Source organism: Rania fehmarnensis (genome assembly GCF_056494185.1).
In genome coordinates, this window is sequence record NZ_CM151398.1 from 5,455,193 (window position 1) to 5,477,026 (window position 21,834).

Genomic DNA, 21,834 nt, shown 5'->3' on the forward strand with positions numbered 1-21,834 from the left:
CTTCCCCAAAATCTATGTCCATACTTCTGTGCGTTGTTGGGCTTCGCCCTACCAGACCAAGTAGTCGGTCGAGGATTGGGTTATAGGGTGCTGAGCGGCTGGGGACAGCCGCTCTACTTCCGGAGCGCTTCTAGCTGCGCGTGTGTGAATGGAACGCCCGAACCTGGGGATGGTTGCTGACTGTCGACCAACTGTCCAATGCTGCGTATCAATTCTTCAACGCCGTCACTGGCCAGTGCGGACGTTGGGACTACGAGCTCGAGCGTTTGCTCATGGAGTCTTCGGCACTCCGCTTCAACTTCAGCGGCATTCAGTCGGTCGCACTTGTTGAGCACCACGATGATCACTCGCGAGCGACGATGCTCGAGCAGCGTAGTGTGCGATGGCGTCCAACCGCTAGTGGCATCGACAATGAGTAACCCAATGTCTGACGCTTGCCAGCGCTGATTGGCGGTGGCGATACCTTGCTGCTCGATGGTCTCATCGGTTTGTCGAATGCCAGCGGTATCGGTGACGATGATCGGCCAGTCGGCGATCACCATGTGTGTATCGATCGCATCGCGAGTTGTTCCAGGTTGTTCATGCACCAAGACGCGATCGGAACCGCACAGAGCGTTCAGTAAACTACTCTTACCGACATTCGGCGGGCCGGCCAACGTTAGTCGCCACGGTTCGACTAGCTTCAAACCGAAGTGACCTCGTGTTAACAATTGCTCGCGAAGCGCACGCGCGGTGACTTGATCACCCAAGCGCATAGCATGCTGTAAATGCTGCAAGTCGACAGTCAGGGCACCTTGAATTTGATCCAGTAATACGGCGGCTACCTTCAACGTCGATGCATGGATCAAAGCGTTGCGCGCCGCCAGTGCGATCGCCGTCGGTGACAGCGCATCGATATTTTCGGCAGTGGAACTGGCAGCAGGGGATTGGCAGCCACCATCGAGCAGATCTTGCAGAATGGTCTTCGTTATGGCCAGTCCACCATGGCAATGGATCTCGACGTTCTGCTCATCGCGGACCAAGAGGACAATGTGCTCCGGTTGCATGGAGACTGTTTTGAAGTGCCATAGCGCGTACCGGACCATCCCCGCACGCAGTAGAATCGCTTTGCCGCTTGCTGAATGCACAAACGGCTGAGCAATCGCGATGGCTTGTGGTCCACGGACGGCGATTGCGGCAATGGCCGCGGGAACAGGTGCGGTTAATACTTCGGCAGTGGTTGACTGCACTCTCTGCGTACCCCTGTTATTCTCCAGTGGAATGGTCATGCGGGGCGACGCGCAGTTTCGCCAGCTAACTTGCTCGACTTGTCATCCGGTGACAAGCTCAATAGAAATCTGGCTTGCTCGAGCAAGCGATCTTCAAATTCTAGTTGAATCACGCCACTTTCGCGCAGCTGGTTGATGGCTTGTACATGCTCCGCGTGAATCTCACCTGATACGCGACGAATCTTGCGTCCCGAGAGGGAAACAGTCAAAACAAACATGCAATAGATCACCAACGGTAGCAGTGACAGGATCACGCTGGTCAAGATCAGGCCGGGGTTGGGGTGCGGAAAGCCTTCTGGGTGCACGACGCCATCGACCAGTGATTCATACGAAGCAGAAAAGTATTGATGGTAGATTGAAACGATCGGTCCAGCCATGAAACCCCAGAAGAGCAAGGTGCCGCCCACAGCCAAGGCTTGAGCCAACCAGCTTGGCGTAGCGTAGCTCTGCATAGCTTTTTCGAAGATCCAGCGCGAATGATTTTGTAACTCTTCGATGCCCGATAAATTCATCTCGCCGACATCTGGCGCCGGCTGATCGCCATCGCCGGCCCGCATCCGCCACACCGCTCGATGGAATTGGTCACACAGCGGCTTGAGTCGTTCTTCGACTTGACGTTGCATGCGTTGCCGAATGCCATCTTCGACTTCGGTATTGAATTCGCGACTCTGGCGTACGTTACGAGCCCACGTGGTTAGCGCTCCGAACAAACTTGGAACGCTACCGGCTACCGCCAGCATCACGCGATCCCACGCGCCCTGCGTCATGTTCAGAATACTCATCAGGGTTCGATATGGAAACCAGAGCAAGTACGTATCTCCGACCAACTGCGAGCGCAATCGCATGCGCACTCCAGTATCCAGCAGTTGCGGACTACCCAGCAGTGAATCTAAGACGCGATCGGGCAGCGAGTCCGTTTCGCGATTCAATCTCCCCACAGCACTGGCCAGCTGAGGCAGCTGTTGTTCCAGGTTCTTGCCGACCGCAGCCCGCAATCTGGATTCGACCGACTGCAAGCGATTCTCGCGGGATGAAGCCAGTGAGAGTTCATCCAGTCGCATGGCACCTAAACGGGCCAGCAGCTGCGTTCGAAACGATTCTTGCGAAGGTGTCTCATCGCCACTGATTTCGAAGTCTGGGACTAGAATCTCGGCCGTCAAGCGCACGCGCGGGGCAACGGTGCTAATCTGTTTACGCAGGGCATCGAGATCATTGCGCAATAGTCGCCCAGCCGAGGTTTCAGCATTGAGTTCTTCGGGTTCTACCGAGCTGATCACCGGAATACATTCGGAGCCATCGATGCGCTGAGCGATCGACATGCTGGCCGCCGAACGAATTTGATCGCGTGCGATCACCAGCAACTTGATCGGGGCCAGGGATAGTGCTTCGCTGGCGATCTCGGCGGCGCGATGATTGGAGTCGGTTGAACCCGGCGTATCCAAAAGCACATAAGGTCGGCCGATATCGAACATGGCATCGGCAGAGCATACGTGGTAAATCTCGCTATCGGCGTCCAGCTTCTCGGGGGCGGTTGGACCAATCCATACCAACCGCGTCGTGGCATCGTCGATTAAGTCGCCGCTGCGGAGCCGACTGCGCACTTGCCCATCGCGAACCATCTGCCTTGCGACCCAGGTCTTGCCTTGGCCTTTCGCGCCCACGATAGCGATCAATAGTGCATTGATGCCTCGTGAACCAGTGATATTGTTAACTTCGTTATCGAACTTGCGGCAGGCCTCCAGAACCATGTTGGCGGTGGCTGAAGTGCCAAAGACTGCCAAGGCCGCATCGGCGATTCTGACCGCCAGAGGATGATAAAAGTTAGGCACAGTTGAGTTGGGTTGTTGGGTGCTGGTCATGTTGAGGATGCTTTAGGGGCCCTATGGTCAACTCGTGGGTCGGCCTGCTGGCGTTCAAGCTCGAGGCGTAGTGCATCTAGAGTTTTCGTCAGTCGCTCTGAAAACTTGGCAGCCAATCGCCACTGGGCCAGCGCACAAGCCGTTGCCGGCGCTTTAACGGGTAATTGGCTGACCGACAACTCTCTGGGCGCGCCAGCGATCTGCACTCGCGGCAGATGTTCGCGCTCAGGTCTGGGCACGCCTAGCGAATCGCACGCTATTGCAAACAGTTCGCTGAGTTGAGTTAAGGCAGTTTCACGCTCGACGATATCTTGCACTTCACCACCGGTCATCGTGGGAGTAGCAACAGCGGCGATACCGGCGGCCAACAAAAGCTCTTTAGTCGTCGCAAAGACCAGAACGGCCGTGCCACCCCCATCAAAGGGAATTAACGTGACGGCCAGCAGCGGCCCGAAGATCGGCGCTAGCGGCATCATGCCGACATAGAGTTTGCGTTTAAGCGTCATGTTCTTCCACACCTCCTCGCTCCAGTGATCCAACCACGCCTGGTCAAGTCGCGAGGTGTCCTCTTTCTGAAAGCGCGCAAGCGCATGTTCGCAGACTGCATTGAGCTGATCCGTAGGCCAATTGTCGAGCACCAGTTTGCGATCGTGTCGTTCCAGTTGTTGTCGAAAGCGATCGGCGGTGACTACCTTGCCGGTCTGGCCTTTGCGAAAGCTGCTAACGAATTGGCTAACGCTGGCAGATATCGACTGCAGCCAACGCACGCGGCGCACGCCACCAACGATCGATGTCTGCAGTTGACGCACCGAGCGATCGATCAACAAACTCGGCCTCATCGACCACGGAGCCGCGCGCACGAGCGAATCGGACATTTGGGCCACGATGGTGGGCGATGTCTGCAAGCGCAGGCCAATCGTTTGATCATTGTCATCGCGTTGGGCCATGAAGGCCAGGCAAGCATCGGCGATTGTTTGCCAGGCATCATGCAGTTTCTTCTCGCGCATACCGCCATTGGACTGCACCCAATCGAGCGCCTCATGCGAATGCGTTTTGAATTGTGCCAAGACGCTACGGCGACTCTCCAGCACCAGGCTGCCAGGATCTAACAAGTTCGAAAGGTTCTGCAAATACGAGTCGACCTCTGGTGGTCGCATGCCACTGGCATTCAGTGGCTCGTCACCATCGTCGAGTTGATGTCGAGCGATTGAGGTCGACCGAGTTGATGCATTGGCGGATACGACACCGGACTGCAGGTCGGTGCGCCGCGCTTTGAAGAAGATCGGTAAAGGTTCACTGGATACTTGCCAGTTCTCCGGTGGCGGGGGCAAACGATGCTCTGCCCAATGACTACGAAAGTCATAGGCCATGTATACGTCGGTGATGTCGAACTGATCGACCAGCCCTTGAGCTTGCTCGTCGACTACTGCTGGCCAATAGCGAGCCTTGACTTTATTGACTGCTAAAATCCGACGGACACCCGGCATGGTGTCGCGCAGTGTTTCGAAGATTGCGATCAGTGTGTCGTCATGCAAGCTGCTCAATTTGCTCACGACCAAAAACGCGCTGCATAATCGACCGACGCGAGCAAGGATGGCTCGTCGACGATGCTGAAACTGCAAGGCATCGTCCAGTGCATGCTGAGAGTAGCCGGTGGATGTCGAGCCGAATGCAGTTTGTATATCCGGACAGTCCAGCAGCGCCAGTCCCAGTCCATCCAAACCGGCATCGTGGGCAATCAACGGCACGGTCAGTGGATCACATTCGGCAGGCGCATCTGGCCCAAGCTCGCCGTTGTACTGCGCGAACGCGGCTTGCGGATCGTCCGAAAGATGTTCAGGGCCGACACCGAACAAGTCGGTCATGTACTGATTCAGCAACGTCAAGAGCGATTGATCTTGCCACCAGGCGTCTGGCAACCACAACACGAATCGATGTGTGCCTTGGTTATTGGCCGTGCCACGCAATACGCGCTGGCGACCGCTGGGACTTAGATACGCAGCCAGTAGTGAACTCTTGCCAGAGTTCAACAAACCCGTGATGCCCACCACGGGACACTTCCCGATACGATTGATTGTCTGAGCTTGGGCCACGAGCCCCGACAAACGTTGCGCCAGCTGCAGTCCTTGTTGATGAGCAGCCTCCGATGCGGCCAGTTCGACTGACCCCAGCGCCTTGAGCAAACTTAGCCGCGCCGGCGGCTGCGGGTAGATACGTTCCAGACCGACATCGATAGCGTTATCGGTCAACAAGGAACAAGCAGTTTGCCAAAGGCTGGTCGAATCTTCCGCGCTCACTCGCCTAACTTAACCTCGACGGTCTTGGTCGCAGTGTCCCGTTTGAACTCGATGGACACAGTTTGACCGTTCTTCAATTTTGCCATGGCCTCACGAAACTCGCCGACCGTGTTGACCTTCTGGTCACCGATAGACGTGATGATATCGCCGGCCTGCAAACCCGCGCCGGCCGCAGGACCGCCATCGGTCACTGCCATCAATGTTGCTGGTTTATCCATCAGACGTTCCAGGCGTACACCCAACATCGCACGATTGGACGGCGTTTGACTGCGCGGAGCCGCGCTGCCGCGAATCTCAAGGTACTCAGGCTTGCTGGGCGCTTCGGCAATCTCTTTAGTCACATCGCCAACCATGCGGCTGATGCGCACGATGCCGGGCGCATTGATCAGGTTCACATCATCGCTGGGGCGATGGTATTCGTTGTGCAAACCTGTGAAGAAGTGGAACACGGGCACGCGCGAGTCATAGAAACTCTGATGGTCGCTGGCCCCGCGTCCTTGAGGGACTTTGACGAGTTTAAATTTGTAAACTTCATTCAGGCGCTCAATCAACGGCGCAAACTCGACTGCAGTGCCTGTGCCATACACAGTTAGTTCATCATTGAGCAGGCGTCCGACCATATCCAGATTGATCATGGCCACTGTCTTCTCGAGTGGCCAACGGGGATTGCGAACGTAATGCACGCTACCGAGCAAGCCCGACTCTTCAGCGGAAAAGGCCATAAAGATAATCGTCCGCCGATTGGAGCTCTGCAGCTTCGAAAGTTCGCGCGCGACCTCGAGCATGCAGACGGTACCAGAGCCATTATCATCCGCCCCGTTATGGACCGCGACCGTTCCTGGAGCGAGAGAACCCATGCCACCCATACCCACGTGATCGTAATGCGCGCCGACTACGACAAATTCGTTGGCTAGTTCGCCAGCACCAGGCATAACTGCAATGACGTTGCGCACGGGAGTTTCGGTGGCAGTGATGTTGGTTTCGCCTGCCGCTTGGATGCCCTCCAGCACGATGCTCTGTGGCTTGCCATCGCGATCAATGGCCGCTTCTAACTCCGCCAGTGGCCGGGCACCGGCGGCTTGCAATAGTTGGTCGATGATGGCTCGTGTGCAGTAATAGGTCGGAATGGCTTGTCGGCTGGCAGGCAGGCCAGCAGCCTCTGGAGTCATAACGATATCGCCAGCGCCAGTGGCTTTCTTTTCGTTCAAAGAGTCGACCAACTGCGAAGCGATTTTCAAACGCGACTGAAATGCTTCGCGTTGCTGTGCATCCTCGGGCAGTGGCTGACCTTTTAGTTCCTGTAAGGCTTGTTCGGCCTGCACCAGGTTCTCTTGGATCTTAGCCAGTTCTTTCTGAACGGTTTGTGAATCATTTACGATGATCATGGCCGCTGCCTTCTGCCGTGCAGCGGTTAACTCTTTAGCGGTGAAGAAGGCATAGTTGGAGTTCTGAGTGCCATCGAACACACTGTTGGGATCATTCTGTTGCGGCTCTTTTCGGAGCACGATGACTACTTTGCCTGCAGGGTCCCAACCGGCAAAATCGTCGTAGGCAAGCTCTGGGGCAGAGATCCCGTAACCCGCAAAGGCAACTTGACCGCTGAACTGGCCATTGATTCCCAGTGTTAGCGGGGTGTAATCGACGGACAACTTAAGCTCGGGTATCGCTTCGCCCTTGATCTTGAAACTCAGGCCGTTCTGTTCGGCAGGTCCTAGGCCCATCGGGCCGGGGATGCCGAAATTTTGAAAAGGTGTGCCATCGAACGCGTCGGTTTGAAAGCCTAGTTCTTTAAAGCGAGCTGCGATAAACTCACCAGCTTGCTGGATGCCCTCACTGCCGACTCCCCGACCAGCCAATTCATCGCTAGCCAGGTAAGTTAAGTCGGTCGTAATGCGGTTGGCCGCTGCCGCTAATTCGGACGCATCATCAGCCCGCAATTGGGTGGCAAACGTGGCAGCCAGCAATACTGCGGACGTAAAGATCCAACGGAAACGCTGCTGTTGGCTAAGCAAGATGATTTTCCTTGAGCGGAATTTGATCGATGATACCGATCATTAGGATAGCTGATCCGGGGGTCGAGTTGGAAGTGCTTGGGCCCAGGAATTAACGCCCAACCCGTCGAAACGCTTGACGCGTTCCGCTACCGGGTGAGTACAAATCGCCCTTCAATATCGCTATCACTACTAGCTTGGGTTACAATTGGGGTAGTGTGTGGGGCAACTGTGGGCGGTGGGCTGGAAGCCCTGGAGATCTGCTGAAGATGCTGAAAAAACTCTGGGGCGAAGAACTGGTCGACCACGAAGAGGCAGCCGATCCTTCGCTGATGGACGCTGCGCTGGTCGAGCCCGCTCCGGTCGAAGCGGACTTGGAAGATGCCTCAGCGGATTACACTGGCGACGAAGAAGTCGAGGGTGAAATCAGTCTGGGCGAGCAAGGTGCTTTGAACTCTGGCACCCTTGATACCGATCTCTTGTTCGATGAGACGGAAGTCGACCAGGAGAATCTGGAAGAAGCTCCGAGCCCGAGTTTTTGGAGCAGCCTCTCAAGTGGGGATGCACAGTCGTTCATGCTCAGTCTAGTCGTGCACACTGTCATGCTGCTAGGTCTGGCGCTGATTCCCATCCTGTCGGAGCGTACCGACGCGCCGGTAGTGTTGACCGAACTGGCCACGGCCGAAGCTCCTGACGATCTGACCATAACTGAAGACCTAGCGTTTGCCGAAGAGCCGGCCGAGAAGATGGGTGCGAATAGTTTCGGCGCCGATGTGGGCATGGCTCTCAATACAGCCGCCATCGTGGCCGACATTCCCGACATCGAATCGCTCGCTACGCAAACGCCGGTAATGATTCCGTCATTCAACCTGGAAGCTCGTATTCAGCAACCCGTTGGACTCGTGCGTTCGGAAACCGTGTCCAAGGGCATGACTGGTGTGGGCACGACGGGCACCGACGGCGCGATCGATCAAATCACTTACTACTTGCTGCAATCGTTGGAAGAACGTCCAACGTTGGTGGTTTGGTTCTTTGATCAATCGATCAGCTTGCTGCATCGTCGGCAAGAGATTCGCGATCGCTTCGACAAGATCTATGACGAGTTGGGCATTATCAGCGCAGCTCAAAAAGAAAAGGGCCGTCTGGCCGATGAGCCGCTGTTGACCAGTATCTTTGCATTCGGTGATCGTGTTTCGCAACTGACCGAGAAACCGACTGCCGATATGAACGAGATTCGCAGCGTCATCGATTCGATCGCGTTGGATAACTCCGGCAATGAGAAGATCTTTTCCGCGCTCTATCTGGCCGTTGACAAGTACAAGACTTACCGCGCCAGCCGAGCTACCACGGGCCCTGAGCGGAATGTCATTTTTATCGCGGTCACCGATGAACGCGGCTCGGACCTGCATGGCTTGGAAGCTACCACACGGGAATGCGCCAAGTACAAGATTCCGGTATATGTGATCGGCGTGCCAGCTCCCTTCGGCCGTGAGTTCACGTACATGAAGTACGTCGATCCCGATCCGAAGTTTGACCAAACACCTAAGTGGGGCGAAGTCGATCAAGGCCCCGAGTCGTTGATGCCTGAGCGCGTTCGCTTGGGCTATCGCGACAACGTCTATGATGAGCCGATGATGGACTCGGGATTCGGACCTTATGCCTTGTCGCGTTTGGCCTACGAGACCGGTGGTATTTACTTTACGGTCCATCCGAATCGCAAATTCAATGAGCGGGTGAGTAAGCGCGAAATCGATCCGTTTTCCAGCGAGCTGAACTACTTCTTTGACCCAGAAGTGATGGCCAAATATCGGCCCGACTATGTATCGCAGGATGAGTACCTCAAGCGTGCCAAAGAGAGTCCACTGCGGCAAATACTAGTCTCTGCAGCTCGAATGGCGGCAGTTGAAACCTTGCAAGCCCCGCGCACTCGATTTGTGCGCCGTGACGAACCATCGCTGGTTAATGAATTGACTCAAGCGCAACAGGCTGCCGCGCGACTGGAACCGCAACTCTCGGGGTTGGCCCAAGTATTGATGCAAGCGCAAGCGGTGCGCGATCGCGAGACTTCGCCACGCTGGTTAGCTGGCTACGATCTAGCCTTAGGTACTGTCATCGCTCACAAAGTGCGTGCCGATGGGTACAACGCCATGCTGGCTCAAGCCAAACGCGGCATGCTGTTCAAAGACGCCAAGAACAATACTTGGATCCTTAAGCCCGACAATGAAATTACTACCAATAGTAAACATGCCAAGGAAGGTGAGTTCGCCCGTCAGTTGCTGCAGCAAGTAGTTGAACAACATGCTGCTACACCGTGGGCACGCCTGGCACAAAACGAATTGAACAATCCGATTGGATGGAAATGGCTAGAGGAGTTCACCGATCTGGCTCCGCCACCACCGCAGCGGCCCAACAACAATCCGCCACCGCCACCGACTGCCGCTCAAGATGAACGCGCCCGCATGCTCAATCAACCGCCCATCTCACGCCCCATCCCCAAGCTCTAGTGCCCCTCGTTTAACCCGCAGCCGTTAGGCGAGGTGCACCCTCTAACCAGTCTCTGCGTTTACCTGAGCATCCTCTTGCTCAACTCGATCACCTGGCCTTGATCGACTACTCCTGCGATTGCCTCGCCTGGCGGCCTCGTTTAACCCGTAGCCGCCAGGCGAGGTGCACCCGCTAACCAATCTCTGTGTTTACCTGAGCATCCTCTTGCTCAACTCGATCAGTTGGCCATGATCGACTACTCCTGCGATGGCCTAGCCTGGCGGCCTCGTTTAACCCGTAGCCGCCAGGCGAGGTGCACCCGCTAGACAATCTCTGCGTTTACCTGAGCATCCACTTGCTCAACTTGATCACTTGGCTTTGATCGACCACTACTGCGATGGCCTCGCCTGGCGGCCTCGTTTAACCCGTAGCCGCCAGGCGAGGCGCACCCTCTAACCAATCTCTGCGTTTACCTGAGCATCCTCTTGCTCAACTCGGTCACTCAGCCTTGATCGACTACTCCTGCGATTGCCTCGCCTGGCGGCCTCGTTTAACCCGTAGCCGCCAGGCGAGGTGCACCCTCTAACCAATCTCTGTGTTTACCTGAGCATCCTCTTGCTCAACTCGATCAGTTGGCCATGATCGACTACTCCTGCGATTGCCTCGCCTGGCGGCCTCGTTTAACCCGTAGCCGCCAGGCGAGGTGCACCCGCTAACCAATCTCTGTGTTTACCTGAGCATCCACTCGCTCAACTCGATCACTTGGCTTTGATCGACCACTACTGCGATGGCCTCGCCTGGCGGCTACGGGTTAAACGAGTCGCGCCGCCAGGCGAGGTGCACCCGCTAACCAATCTCTGCGTTTACCTGAGCATCCACTTGCTCAACTCGATCACTTGGTCTTGATCGACTACTCCTGCGATTGCCTCGCCTGGCGGCCTCGTTTAACCCGTAGCCGCCAGGCGAGGTGCACCCGCTAACCAATCTCTGTGTTTACCTGAGCATCCACTCGCTCAACTCGATCACTTGGCTTTGATCGACCACTACTGCGATGGCCTCGCCTGGCGGCTACGGGTTAAACGAGTCGCGCCGCCAGGCGAGGTGCACCCGCTAACCAATCTCTGTGTTTACCTGAGCATCCTCTTGCTCAACTCGATCAGTTGGCCATGATCGACTACTACTGCGATTGCCTCGCCTGGCGGCCTCGTTTAACCCGTAGCCGCCAGGCGAGGCGCACCCTCTAACCAATCTCTGCGTTTACCTGAGCATCCACTTGCTCAACTCGATCACTTGGCCTTGATCGACTACTACTGCGATGGCCTCGCCTGGCGGCTACGGGTTAAACGAGTCGCGCGGTCAGGCGAGGTGAAGCCGCTAACCAGTCTCTGCGTCTACCTGGGCATCCACTTGCTCAACTTGATCACTTGGCCTTGATCGACTACTACTGCGATTCCCTCGCCTGGCGGCTACGGGTTAAACGAGTCGCGCGGTCAGGCGAGGTGAAGCCGCTAACCAGTCTCTGCGTCTACCTGGGCATCCACTTGCTCAACTTGATCACTTGGCCTTGATCGACTACTACTGCGATTCCCTCGCCTGGCGGCTACGGGTTAAACGAGTCGCGCGGTCAGGCGAGGTGAAGCCGCTAACCAGTCTCTGCGTTTACCTGAGCATCTACTCGCTCAACTTGATCACTTGGCCTTGATCGACTACTACTGCGATGGCCTCGCCTGGCGGCTACGGGTTAAACGAGTCGCGCCGCCAGGCGAGGTGCACCCTCTAACCAGTCTCTGGGTTTACCTGAGCGTCCACTGGCTCAACTCGGTCACTCGGCCATGATCGACTACTCCTGCGATGGCCTCGCCTGGCGGCTACGGGTTAAACGAGTCGCGCGGTTAGGCGAGGTGCAGACTCTAACCAATCTCTGCGTTTACCTGAGCATCTACTTGCTCAACTCGATCACTTGGTCTTGATCGACTACTCCTGCGATTGCCTCGCCTGGCGGCTACGGGTTAAACGAGGGAGCGATAATAGTCGATCGTTTGGGCGAGGCCTTGTTCGAGGGACGTGGCTGGTTCGTAGCCGAGGTATTTTCTGGCCATCGAGATATCGGCCAGGCTCTCGCGGACGTCGCCGACGCGTGGCGGTTGAAAGTCCGGATCGACTGGGACGCCCAGGTATTTGGCTAACAATTCAAGCAACTGCAACAGCGTCGTGCGTCGGCCATCGGCCAGGTTCATGATCTGGCCACCAATGCCTTCAGCGGAGCCTGCTAACAAGTTGCCTTGGACCACGTTACCTACAAAAGTAAAGTCGCGTGATTGACCACCATCGCCATATACGACCGGCCGCTGGCCACTCAGCAACCGCGTAACAAATAGCGGAATCACGGCGGAGTAGGGACTACCTGGATCTTGATTGGGGCCGAAGACGTTGAAGTAACGCAGACCAACCGTCTCTATTCCGAAACTGTGATAAAACGCTTGCAGATAAAGTTCACCGGCTAGCTTAGCAGCGGCATAAGGACTTAAGACTTGCGGCAAGTCGATTTCGCGTTTGGCTGAGTAAGGTCGATCGCCGTATGCACTGCTGCTGGCTGCGTAGACAACGCGTTTGACTCCCGCCTTGACAGCTTGATGCAAAACGTTGACCGTACCGGTGACACATGCATGGTTGGTAGCTAGTGGCTTCTCCACACTCATCGGCACCGACGCCAGGGCCGCTTCGTGATAAACCAGCTCCACCCCGCGCATGGCTTTGGACACGATAGCCTCATCAGCCACATCGCCCTCGAAAAATTCGACATCTCCGGCAACTTCGGCTAGGTTCTTGCGAAACCCGGTACACAAATTATCCAGCACGCGCACCTGGTGACCCTCTTTGACCAGCGCGCGCGTTAAATGCGAGCCGATGAAGCCTGCGCCACCGGTTACCAAGATGTTCTTCATGATTCTTTCGTTCGGGCAAGAAGAGTTTGTACAGCGCCTGCAATGTCGTCTTGGCGCATCAGCGATTCACCGACCAGCATGGCAGCCACACCGGCCTGCTCAAGCTTATCGACATCAGCGCGCGTGGCGATGCCGCTTTCAGCGACCAGCAGTCGGTCGCTGGGTATCTGTTGCTGCAGGCGCAGCGTGTGATCAAGATCCACTACAAATGTATGCAGGTCGCGATTGTTGACACCCAGTATAGGCGTACCAGTTGCCAGTACAGATCCCAGGTTGCGTGGATCATAGAGTTCGATCAAGGCGTGCATGCCGAGTTGGCGAATCAGTTGATAGAGAGCGAGCATGCGGTCCGCGCTCAGGCACTCGGCGATCAGCAAGACTGCGTCGGCACCGGCGGCGCGAGCCTGGTAGACTTGAAATTCATCGATGATGAAATCTTTACGCAGCAGCGGCAGGCTCACCGCCGCGCGAATGGCTCTTAAATATTCAATCGAGCCCTGAAAATATTCTTGATCAGTCAGCACGCTGAGCGCGGAGGCGCCTGCCGATTCGTAAAGTCGCGCGATGGCCACGGGATCGAAGTCGGCACGAATGATGCCTTTGGAGGGGCTGGCCTTTTTAACTTCTGCTATCAAGCGAATGGGCGGCCCGCCGGCGAGGGCAGCATGGAAATCGCGCACGGCTGGACCTCGAGCAGCGGCGCGCTCGACGTCAACCATGGACTGCTTGCTCCGAGCCTCGGCCACTTCGCGCTGCTTGGTGGCCACGATCTTGTCGAGAATCGTGCTAATGCTTGAAGTGCCTTGCGCCGGTGAAGACCATGGGAATGCGATGCAGGTTGCAGGCAGCGATGACTTCATCGTCGCGTCGCGAACCGCCTGGCTGAACGATGGCAACCACGCCGGCACGCGCGGCGGCCTCGATCGAGTCAGGGAAGGGGAAGAAGGCATCCGACGCTAAAATACTGCCGGCGGATCGATCACCCGCTTTTCGAATTGCAATCTCGACACTGTCGACGCGACTCATCTGCCCGGCACCGACTCCGACAAGTGACGTATCGCGAGCTAACACGATGGCATTGCTCTTGACGTGTCGCACCATTTCCCAAGCAAACAAAATATCATCCCATAAGGCATCAGCCACAGGCACATCGGTAACGGTGCGCCACTGGGATTGTATAACTGGCAGCGTGTCCGCTTCTTGAACAAGTGCACCACCAGCCAAGAAACGAATCGACAGTTCCGGTTCAATGCTGGGCAAACGTCCAACTTGCATCAGTCGCACATTGTCACGCCATTTGGGTCGTGTTGTCAGTACTCCGACAGCGCCGGCTTCGAAATCCGGAGCCACGATAGCTTCGATGAAGCGCGTGGGCTCGACCAATATTTCAGCGGTTTCCAGATCGACTGTGCGATTAAACCCGATGACGCTTCCGAAGGCGCTGACGGGATCACCATCGAGGGCTTTGCGAATGGCTAGCGATAACTTGGCACAGGTTGCCGCCCCGCACGGATTGTTGTGTTTAATGACAGCGGCGGCTGGTTGTGCGAACGAGCGCGCGATCGCCAGTGCGCTGTCCAAGTCCAACAAGTTGTTGTAGGAGAGTTCGCGTCCATGAATATGCCGCGCGCTGAGTACGCTGGCTGAGCGGTCGCGGGGTATACGATATACGGCGGCCTTTTGATGCGGGTTTTCGCCATAGCGCAAATGAGCTTTGCGTTCCAGGCGGACCGTGATGTGAGGCGGAAATTCGCCAACGGCTGCTTCGCTGCGAAAGTAGTCTGCGATTACTTGATCGTAAGCAGCAGTCATGGCGAAGGCTTCCGCGGCCAATCGCCTGCGCAGACTCATCGAGACCGTCCCAAGTTCTTCGATATCCGCAAGGATCGAACTATATTGTTCGGGGCGAGTGGCCACGGTCACCCAATGATGGTTCTTGGCTGCGGCTCGAATCAGCGATGGACCACCGATGTCAATTTGCTCGATCGCTTCATCGCGGGTCACACCCGAGCGGTGAATGGTGGCTTCGAAGGGATAAAGATTGACGACCACCAAATCGATGGTTGGAATGCCTTCTTCCTGCATCGATCGCAAATCGCCAACATTATCTCGGCGACCGAGGATACCGCCGAATATTTTCGGATGAAGCGTTTTGACACGCCCGTCCATCATTTCTGGGAAGTTGGTGATTTGCGAAACTTCGATGGCGTCGATGCCATGACTTTCCAAATGTCGACGCGTGCCACCAGTGCTGTAAATTTGAACACCGGCTGCCACCAGCCCAGCAGCAAAATCGACTAAGCCAAGTTTATCGCTGCAACTGATTAAGGCACGACGTATACGCGATGGTTCTGACACGGGTGCAAGCAGCTTTCTGACGTTTTGGGATGTCACCAGATGATAAGATGTGCGGCGCAAGCTTTAGACGTGTATTGTACGCAAATCGACGACTGGCTGTAAGGGTGGTATGCCAGGCGTGCTTGCTAGAAAATTCTTTCATGCTAGGCGCCAAGATTCAGCTTTACACGACGCGGAAAGTTTCTAACAATAGCCACCCGGCTAATGCACGGAGCACAACCGTTGCTCGCCTGCCTCGTCCCCATCAAACTCGCCATACGGATTGCCGTTCGGCAGAACCCTTTCATACAGGTGGTCGCACTGGATGTTGCGTTTGTCTGTTAACGAGTTGTCGACGTTTCGATGGTCGTTCGAAGAAGATGTATTGCACTATCGCGCCGAAGGCTACAACGCCATCGGTATTTGGCGAGCCAAGCTGGCAGATTACGGCGAAGAGAAAGCGGCGGAATTGCTGCGCGACAATAATATGTCGATCTCGTCCCTGCAATGGATCGGCGGCTTTACCGGCAGCGATGGTCGCAGTTATCGCGATAGCTTGCACGACGGACTGGACGCAATCCAACTGGCGGCTGACCTGCAAGCTGAGTGTGTGGTCGTACTAGCTGGCGGTCGTAGTGGCCATACTAGCAATCATGCGCACCGCCTATTGCGAGCCGCCTTGAAGGAACTGGCCGAAGCGGCGGAAGCCGTCGGAGTTCAATTGGCTTTGGAGCCAATGCATATCGGCTGCTCCCACGACTGGACGTTCATCAACACGGTGCCCCAGTGCCTGGACATTATCGCCTCGATCGCTCGCGATAATCTGGGCTTGGTGTTCGATTGTTATCACCTCGGCCAAGATTGCGATGCGCTGACTTGGCTGGAGTCGATCGTCCCCTACGTGCGCCTGGTCCAACTGGGCGACGCCAAACATGCACCGATGGGCGAGCAGAATCGCTGCCTTTTGGGCCATGGATTCTTGCCACTGCCGGAGATTTTGCAAATCTTCCAACGCGGTGGCTACAGCGGCTACTACGAAGTCGAGTTGCTGGGTGAAGAGCTGGAACATTTCTCGTATCAGCATGTGCTTGGCCAAGCCAAACGGGCTGCCGAAGAATGGATCGAGTCGATTTGATTTGAAATCAGCCACTTCAAATTTCTAGCCCCTGGTCACGAATTTGGCGGTTCTTCGCTACAATTCTCTGTGTCATAAGCACCGTGCCATCTTAAGCACATTGCTTTCGTGACTTCATTTGCACAGAGCTTTCACAGCCCAGTGCCCACAGTTCGAACTCGCCTCCTACCAGCAAGTGTCATGTCAAGCACCACCAACTCGGACGATCCTGCCGGCACTGACGCCGGGGCAGACATTCCTAATCGGTTTGACTTTCAGGCCTCCTCGGCGGCCATCTATGCCCAGTGGGAATCCGCGGGTTGCTTCTCTGCCGAAGTAACGCCAGCCAAGAAGCCCTTTACGATCGTTATCCCGCCGCCCAACGTTACTGGGGCGCTGCACCTGGGACATGCGCTCAACAATACTTTGCAAGACATTCAAATTCGCTGGCACCGCATGCGAGGATTCGAAGCCTTGTGGATGCCAGGTACCGACCACGCGGGCATTGCTACCCAAGCTGTCGTTGAAAAGCGATTAAAGGAAGTCGAAGGCAAAACGCGACATGACCTGGGCCGCGAATCGCTGGTGGCCCGCATCTGGCAGTGGAAAGATCAATACGAGACGCGCATCCTCGGGCAACTGAAACGCATGGGCGCCAGTTGCGATTGGCGCCGCACGCGATTCACGCTGGATGATACATGCGCTCGCGCTGTGCGCGCAACCTTCTTTGACTTGTTTGCCAAAGGTCTAATTTATCGCGGCAAACGTTTGGTCAACTGGGACACTTATCTGCAAACTGCTGTTAGCGATGACGAAGTGTTTCACGAAGTGGTCAAGGGTCACTTTTACTACATGCGGTACCCGATCATCGGGGCCAAGGTCGACGGTCCGCAGTTTGTCTCCATTGCCACCACGCGCCCCGAAACCATGCTCGGTGATACGGCGATCGCCGTGCACCCCGATCCGGCTGCGGCCCTGGATCAAGCAGAAGTTGCCCTGCGCGAAAAATTGGCGGCAGCCCCTGCCAAAGAAAAAGCTCCTATCGAAAAACAACTCGAAGAGTTGCAGGAGCGCCGCACGACGATGTTGCCCGACATGCTGAAACTACGCGATATGGCGCTGGCGGGCGTTAAGGTTCGAGTTCCACTGATCGATCGCGAAGTACCGCTGGTGGCCGACGCATGGGCCAAGCCGGAGTTGGGCACTGGCTGTGTCAAGATCACGCCGGCGCACGACCCTAACGACTACGAAGTCGGGTTGCGGGCTGGTCTTCCGATGATCAACATCTTGAACTCAGACGGCACGCTGAATGCCGAAGCCGGTAAGTATCGAGGATTATCCATTCAAGCAGCGCGACAGAAAGTTGTGGCTGATATGGAAGCGCTCGAACTGATGGATCGCATCGAAGCTCGCGAAATCGATCTAGCGCATAGCGACCGCAGCAAGACACCGATTGAACCATTCTTGGCCGATCAGTGGTTCGTCCGCATGGACCGACTGGCGCAAAGCGCGATGGATGCCGTTACCGACGGACGCGTTCGCATATTTCCAGAACGTTATGCCAAAGGTTATCTGGATTGGCTGAGCGAAAAGCGCGATTGGCCAGTTGGTCGTCAACTCTGGTGGGGGCATCAGATTCCTATTTGGACGCGAGCCTTTGAGTCTGATACCGAGCGCCAGCGCGAGGCAGATAAATGGAAGAAGTCTTCGTCCGGCGCAAGTGGCACGATCGCAGTTGATTTTGAACAACCCGACCTGTTGCACGTTTGCCTGCGAGGTGAAGACGCCGCGATCGAGAAACAACTGGAACAAGCCGGTTTTACTCGGCAACAAGACGTGCTCGATACCTGGTTCAGTTCGGCGCTCTGGCCACATTCGACTTTGGGCTGGCCTGAGGCGACACCTGAGCTCGAGTACTTCTATCCAACCAGCGTGCTCATCACCAGTCGCGACATTATCACGCTGTGGGTGGCCCGCATGGTGCTGATGGGCCTGAACAACTTGGGTGAAGTTCCGTTCAAAGATGTATTCATTCACCCCAAAATCTTGGATGCTTTTGGCGAAACGATGTCCAAGAGTAAAGGCAATGGCGTTGACCCGATCGATGTCATCGACAAGTTCGGCGCCGATGCCCTGCGTTTCGGTTTGACTCGGCTGACGACTGATACGCAAGACGTGCGTATGCCCGTGCAGTATGAGTGCCCACACTGCGAAGCTCTCAATCCACAAACCAAACAAAACCGCACGCTGCCCAAGCTCAATTGCGATAAGTGCAAGCAAGCTTTTTCAACTCAATGGGCAGAGTCGGCTGAAGACAAGGCGCTGCCCAAGGCGGCAGTGGTCAGCGAGCGGTTTGAAGTTGCGCGTAACTTCTGCAATAAACTTTGGAATGCAGCTCGGTTCGTAATGATCAACCTCGAAGGCTACACCGGGGCAGAGGGAGCAACGCTCGACCGTGCCAAGTTGCCTTTGGAAGATCGCTGGATTCTAAGCCGGCTCGCCACAACTACACACATGGTCGATGAATCGTTGAAGAGTTATCACTTCGCCGATGCGGCTCGACAACTGAACGACTTCGCATGGGATGAGTTCTGCAGTTATTACGTGGAGATGGCCAAGCCTCGTTTGGCCAATCCACAAACGCGAGAGTCGACGCAATTGATTCTTGCGCATGTGCTCGATCATCTACTGCGGCTGCTGCATCCGATGACTCCCTTCATTACTGAAGCCATCTGGCAGCAGTTGGCTAAATTCGGTTCGCGACGATCGCTGGACGAGACGGAGGCGGCAGCGGAATGGATCATACGCGCCAACTGGCCGGCGGCTCGACAGTCTGATCGCGATACAACTATCGAAGGCCAATTCGCCAAGTTTGCTGCCGTGCTCGGTGCGGTACGAGAAATTCGGTCACGTCAAAATTTGCCACCCAAAGCCGAACTGAGTTTTCAGTTACAGTGCGATGCAGCCACAATCGAGTTGCTCAAGCCCATGGAGAGTTTCTTCAAAGCGATTGCCGGTGCGACCGTCGCCACCTGGGATACAAAAGCTGTCGTACCCGACATGGCTGCTCAACTGAGCACCGATGGCATCGAAGTGATCGTCGATTTGGGCAAGCTGATCGATGTCGATGCAGAAATCGTTCGCAACGAAAAGTTGCTCGAGAACATCGACAAGCAAATCGCAGGCAAAAAATCCAAACTTAATAACGCGAGCTTTGTGGAGCGAGCACCGGCGGACGTTGTCGACAAAGAACGTGCATCGCTAGCCGAACTGGAACAACAGCGCGTGACCGTGGCCGCGGCGCTCGGCAAGCTCAAGCAACTTAAACGGGAAGGCTAAATGATACTCGAAGAACTGAAGTGGCGCGGGCTGATTCATCAAAGCACTGATGAGAAAGAACTGGCTGAGTATCTTTCAAAACCACAAAAGGTCTATGTCGGCTTTGATCCCACGGCCACCAGTCTGCACGTCGGCAGCCTGCTGCCGCTGATGATGCTGCGGCGTTTTCAATCGTACGGTCACAGCCCGATCGCTCTCGTGGGCGGTGCGACGGGCATGATCGGCGATCCCAGCGGCAAAAGCGAGGAGCGCAACTTACAAACCAAGGAAGCGCTCGAAGCAAATGTGCGTGGCCTGCGCCAACAGATGGAGCATTATCTCGATTTCAGCGGCGCCTCAGCTGCGATTATCGTCAATAATCTCGATTGGACCGGCCCATGGAGTTACCTGGAGTTCTTGCGCGATGTCGGCAAGAATTTTCCAGTGTCTGTGATGCTCTCCAAAGACTCCGTCAAGAATCGTATCGAGCGCGAGGGAGTTGGCATCAGCTACACCGAGTTCAGTTATATGCTGCTGCAGGCTTTCGACTTCGTGCATTTGTCGCGCACTTACGGGTGTCAATTGCAAGTTGGCGGCAGCGATCAATGGGGCAACATCACTGCCGGTATCGACCTGGCGCGGCGCATGGATGGTGCGAGCTTACATGGACTGACTTGCCCCCTGTTGCTGACCAGCGATGGACGCAAGATGGGCAAGACCGAAAAGGGAACTGTGTGGCTGGATCCCGAACGCACTTCGCCCTATGCGTTCTATCAATACTGGAAGAACATTGACGATCGCGATGTGTTGAAGTGCATCAACTACTTAACGCTCATGCCCAAAGAGGAAGTGGATGCGCTAGCGGCCGCTTTTGAAAGCGATCCACGTCCGGTCAAACAGCGACTGGCTGAATGGTTAACCGAGTTCATTCACGGTTCCGAAGGATTAGACAGCGCCACCAAAGCATCGGGTATGCTTTTCAGCGGCGGAGAGATTGTGGATCAGAAGGACGCGCAACTAATGGAGATCTTTGCCGATGTCCCTAGCCTGGAGGTCAACAAGACTCGATTGGCAGATGGATATTTGCTGATCGACGCCTTGGTCGACACCAAGCTCTCTGCGAGCAAGAGTGAGGCTCGCCGCACGATCGAGCAAGGCGGCGCCTACATCAACAATCGGCCGCTCAGCGGACTGGATCGCACTCTGACGGACGCTGACCTGGCCAGTGAATCGGTAATCGTGCTGCGATCTGGCAAAAAGAAATATGCGCTACTACGTTTTGTTTAGGAGTAAACCTGAGTGCGAATTCTGCTGACCAATGATGACGGTATCTATGCACCAGGACTGGCAGCGCTGGAACGCGAACTGCGCAAGATTGGTGAAGTGCATATCGCTGCCCCTGCTACCGAACAAAGTGGCGTGGGTCACTCGATTACCTACCTTACGCCGCTATTGTGCAAACAGATTTTCGAAGGCGAACGCTTTCGCGGCTACGCCGTCGAAGGCAGTCCCGCCGATTGTGTGAAACTGGCTGTCAGTCAATTGATCGGCGCGCCGGTTGACCTGGTTGTCAGCGGCATCAACGGCGGACTGAACGTAGGCATTAATGTGCTGTACTCTGGAACTGTAGCCGCAGCCATCGAAGGTGCCTTCTTTCGATTGAACAGTTTTGCGGTCTCGCTAGAGTATGATGCCCATGCGGATTTCGATAACGCTGCCAAGCTGGCGGTCCGAATCATTCAGCAAGTGCTTAAACAACAGACCCGACCTCCGCAGTTGTTCAACATCAACTTGCCCACCGCCGCAGTTAAGCTGGCCGCTGAAGGTGGTCATCCTTCAGTGCATTGCGTCCCGATGGGCGTGGAGCGTTACGGCGAGCATTATATTTGTCGCCAAGATCCCAAAGGTCGCAACTACTATTGGTCGACCAATGATCCACCACCACGTCGCACTGCGCATCCAACCGACTTGACCATTGTCTCCGATGGTCACATCTCAGTTACCCCACTGAAATTCGATCTCTCCGACGCAGCGTCATTGGGTGAGATGAATGCCTGGACAATTACGACATAGAGCGAGTGCCTGACCCAACTTGGTAGCCGATCTCGCCAGAGATTGGAGGCGTCACTACTGGTACTTCTACTCGTATTCGTACTCGATATGGTTTGCGACTGCACGAGCGAGCGAGCGAGTAGGCGCGTGCATGTGTTGGCTTAAGCGA

Annotated in this window: 12 protein-coding genes; 5 read left to right on the plus strand and 7 right to left on the minus strand. The window is 55.7% G+C overall.

The genetic code is table 11. The features are described 5' to 3' along the window. Positions 1–113: 113 nt before the first annotated feature. From SH573x_RS18625 to SH573x_RS18640, 4 genes are read right to left on the minus strand one after another with little or no spacing between them, the layout of a single operon-like run. Complete coding sequence (locus tag SH573x_RS18625; RefSeq protein WP_479349202.1) at positions 114–1,229, minus strand: GTPase; 1,116 nt, start codon at positions 1,227–1,229, stop codon at positions 114–116. 35 nt (positions 1,230–1,264) lie between these two features. Next, positions 1,265–3,127 (minus strand): hypothetical protein, encoded by a 1,863-nt coding sequence (locus SH573x_RS18630; RefSeq protein WP_479349204.1) that lies wholly within the window; start codon positions 3,125–3,127, stop codon positions 1,265–1,267. Next, positions 3,124–5,424, minus strand: coding sequence for a hypothetical protein (locus SH573x_RS18635; protein WP_479349205.1), 2,301 nt, complete (start codon positions 5,422–5,424; stop codon positions 3,124–3,126). Before SH573x_RS18635 ends, SH573x_RS18630 begins: the two co-directional genes overlap by 4 nt. Next, positions 5,421–7,436, minus strand: coding sequence for a M20/M25/M40 family metallo-hydrolase (locus SH573x_RS18640; protein WP_479349206.1), 2,016 nt, complete (start codon positions 7,434–7,436; stop codon positions 5,421–5,423). Before SH573x_RS18640 ends, SH573x_RS18635 begins: the two co-directional genes overlap by 4 nt. Positions 7,437–7,684: 248 nt before the next feature. Here SH573x_RS18640 and SH573x_RS18645 point away from each other — a divergent pair, with 248 nt between their 5' ends. Next, positions 7,685–9,919 (plus strand): vWA domain-containing protein, encoded by a 2,235-nt coding sequence (locus SH573x_RS18645; protein WP_479349207.1) that lies wholly within the window; start codon positions 7,685–7,687, stop codon positions 9,917–9,919. Positions 9,920–11,908: 1,989 nt separating this feature from the next. On the opposite strand, the gene SH573x_RS18650 is transcribed toward SH573x_RS18645, so the two are convergent. Genes SH573x_RS18650 through purH form a run of 3 tightly spaced genes read right to left on the minus strand, consistent with a single transcriptional unit; the run spans position 11,909 to position 15,202 of the window. Then, positions 11,909–12,844 (minus strand): SDR family oxidoreductase, encoded by a 936-nt coding sequence (locus SH573x_RS18650; protein WP_479349208.1) that lies wholly within the window; start codon positions 12,842–12,844, stop codon positions 11,909–11,911. Next, positions 12,841–13,704, minus strand: a complete 864-nt coding sequence (gene trpC, locus SH573x_RS18655; RefSeq protein WP_479349209.1) for an indole-3-glycerol phosphate synthase TrpC — start codon at positions 13,702–13,704, stop codon at positions 12,841–12,843. The genes SH573x_RS18650 and trpC overlap by 4 nt, the downstream gene beginning before the upstream one ends. Beyond that, the gene (purH, locus tag SH573x_RS18660; RefSeq protein ID WP_479349210.1) at positions 13,631–15,202 is read right to left on the minus strand and encodes a bifunctional phosphoribosylaminoimidazolecarboxamide formyltransferase/IMP cyclohydrolase; all 1,572 of its coding nucleotides are present in this window, start codon (positions 15,200–15,202) and stop codon (positions 13,631–13,633) included. Before purH ends, trpC begins: the two co-directional genes overlap by 74 nt. Before the next feature lie 304 nt (positions 15,203–15,506). Between purH and SH573x_RS18665 the strand changes: the two genes are divergently transcribed. From SH573x_RS18665 to surE, 4 genes are all read left to right on the plus strand, one after another. Next, positions 15,507–16,316 carry a sugar phosphate isomerase/epimerase family protein gene (locus SH573x_RS18665; RefSeq protein WP_479349211.1) on the plus strand — a complete coding sequence of 270 codons (810 nt, stop codon included), beginning with the start codon at positions 15,507–15,509 and terminating at the stop codon, positions 16,314–16,316. A 180-nt stretch (positions 16,317–16,496) separates the two neighbouring features. After that, complete coding sequence (locus tag SH573x_RS18670) at positions 16,497–19,634, plus strand: valine--tRNA ligase (RefSeq protein ID WP_479349212.1); 3,138 nt, start codon at positions 16,497–16,499, stop codon at positions 19,632–19,634. Next, positions 19,635–20,900 (plus strand): tyrosine--tRNA ligase, encoded by a 1,266-nt coding sequence (gene tyrS / locus SH573x_RS18675; RefSeq protein WP_479349213.1) that lies wholly within the window; start codon positions 19,635–19,637, stop codon positions 20,898–20,900. Positions 20,901–20,912: 12 nt separating this feature from the next. Further along, positions 20,913–21,686, plus strand: a complete 774-nt coding sequence (gene surE / locus SH573x_RS18680) for a 5'/3'-nucleotidase SurE (protein ID WP_479349215.1) — start codon at positions 20,913–20,915, stop codon at positions 21,684–21,686. Positions 21,687–21,834: the final 148 nt, after the last annotated feature.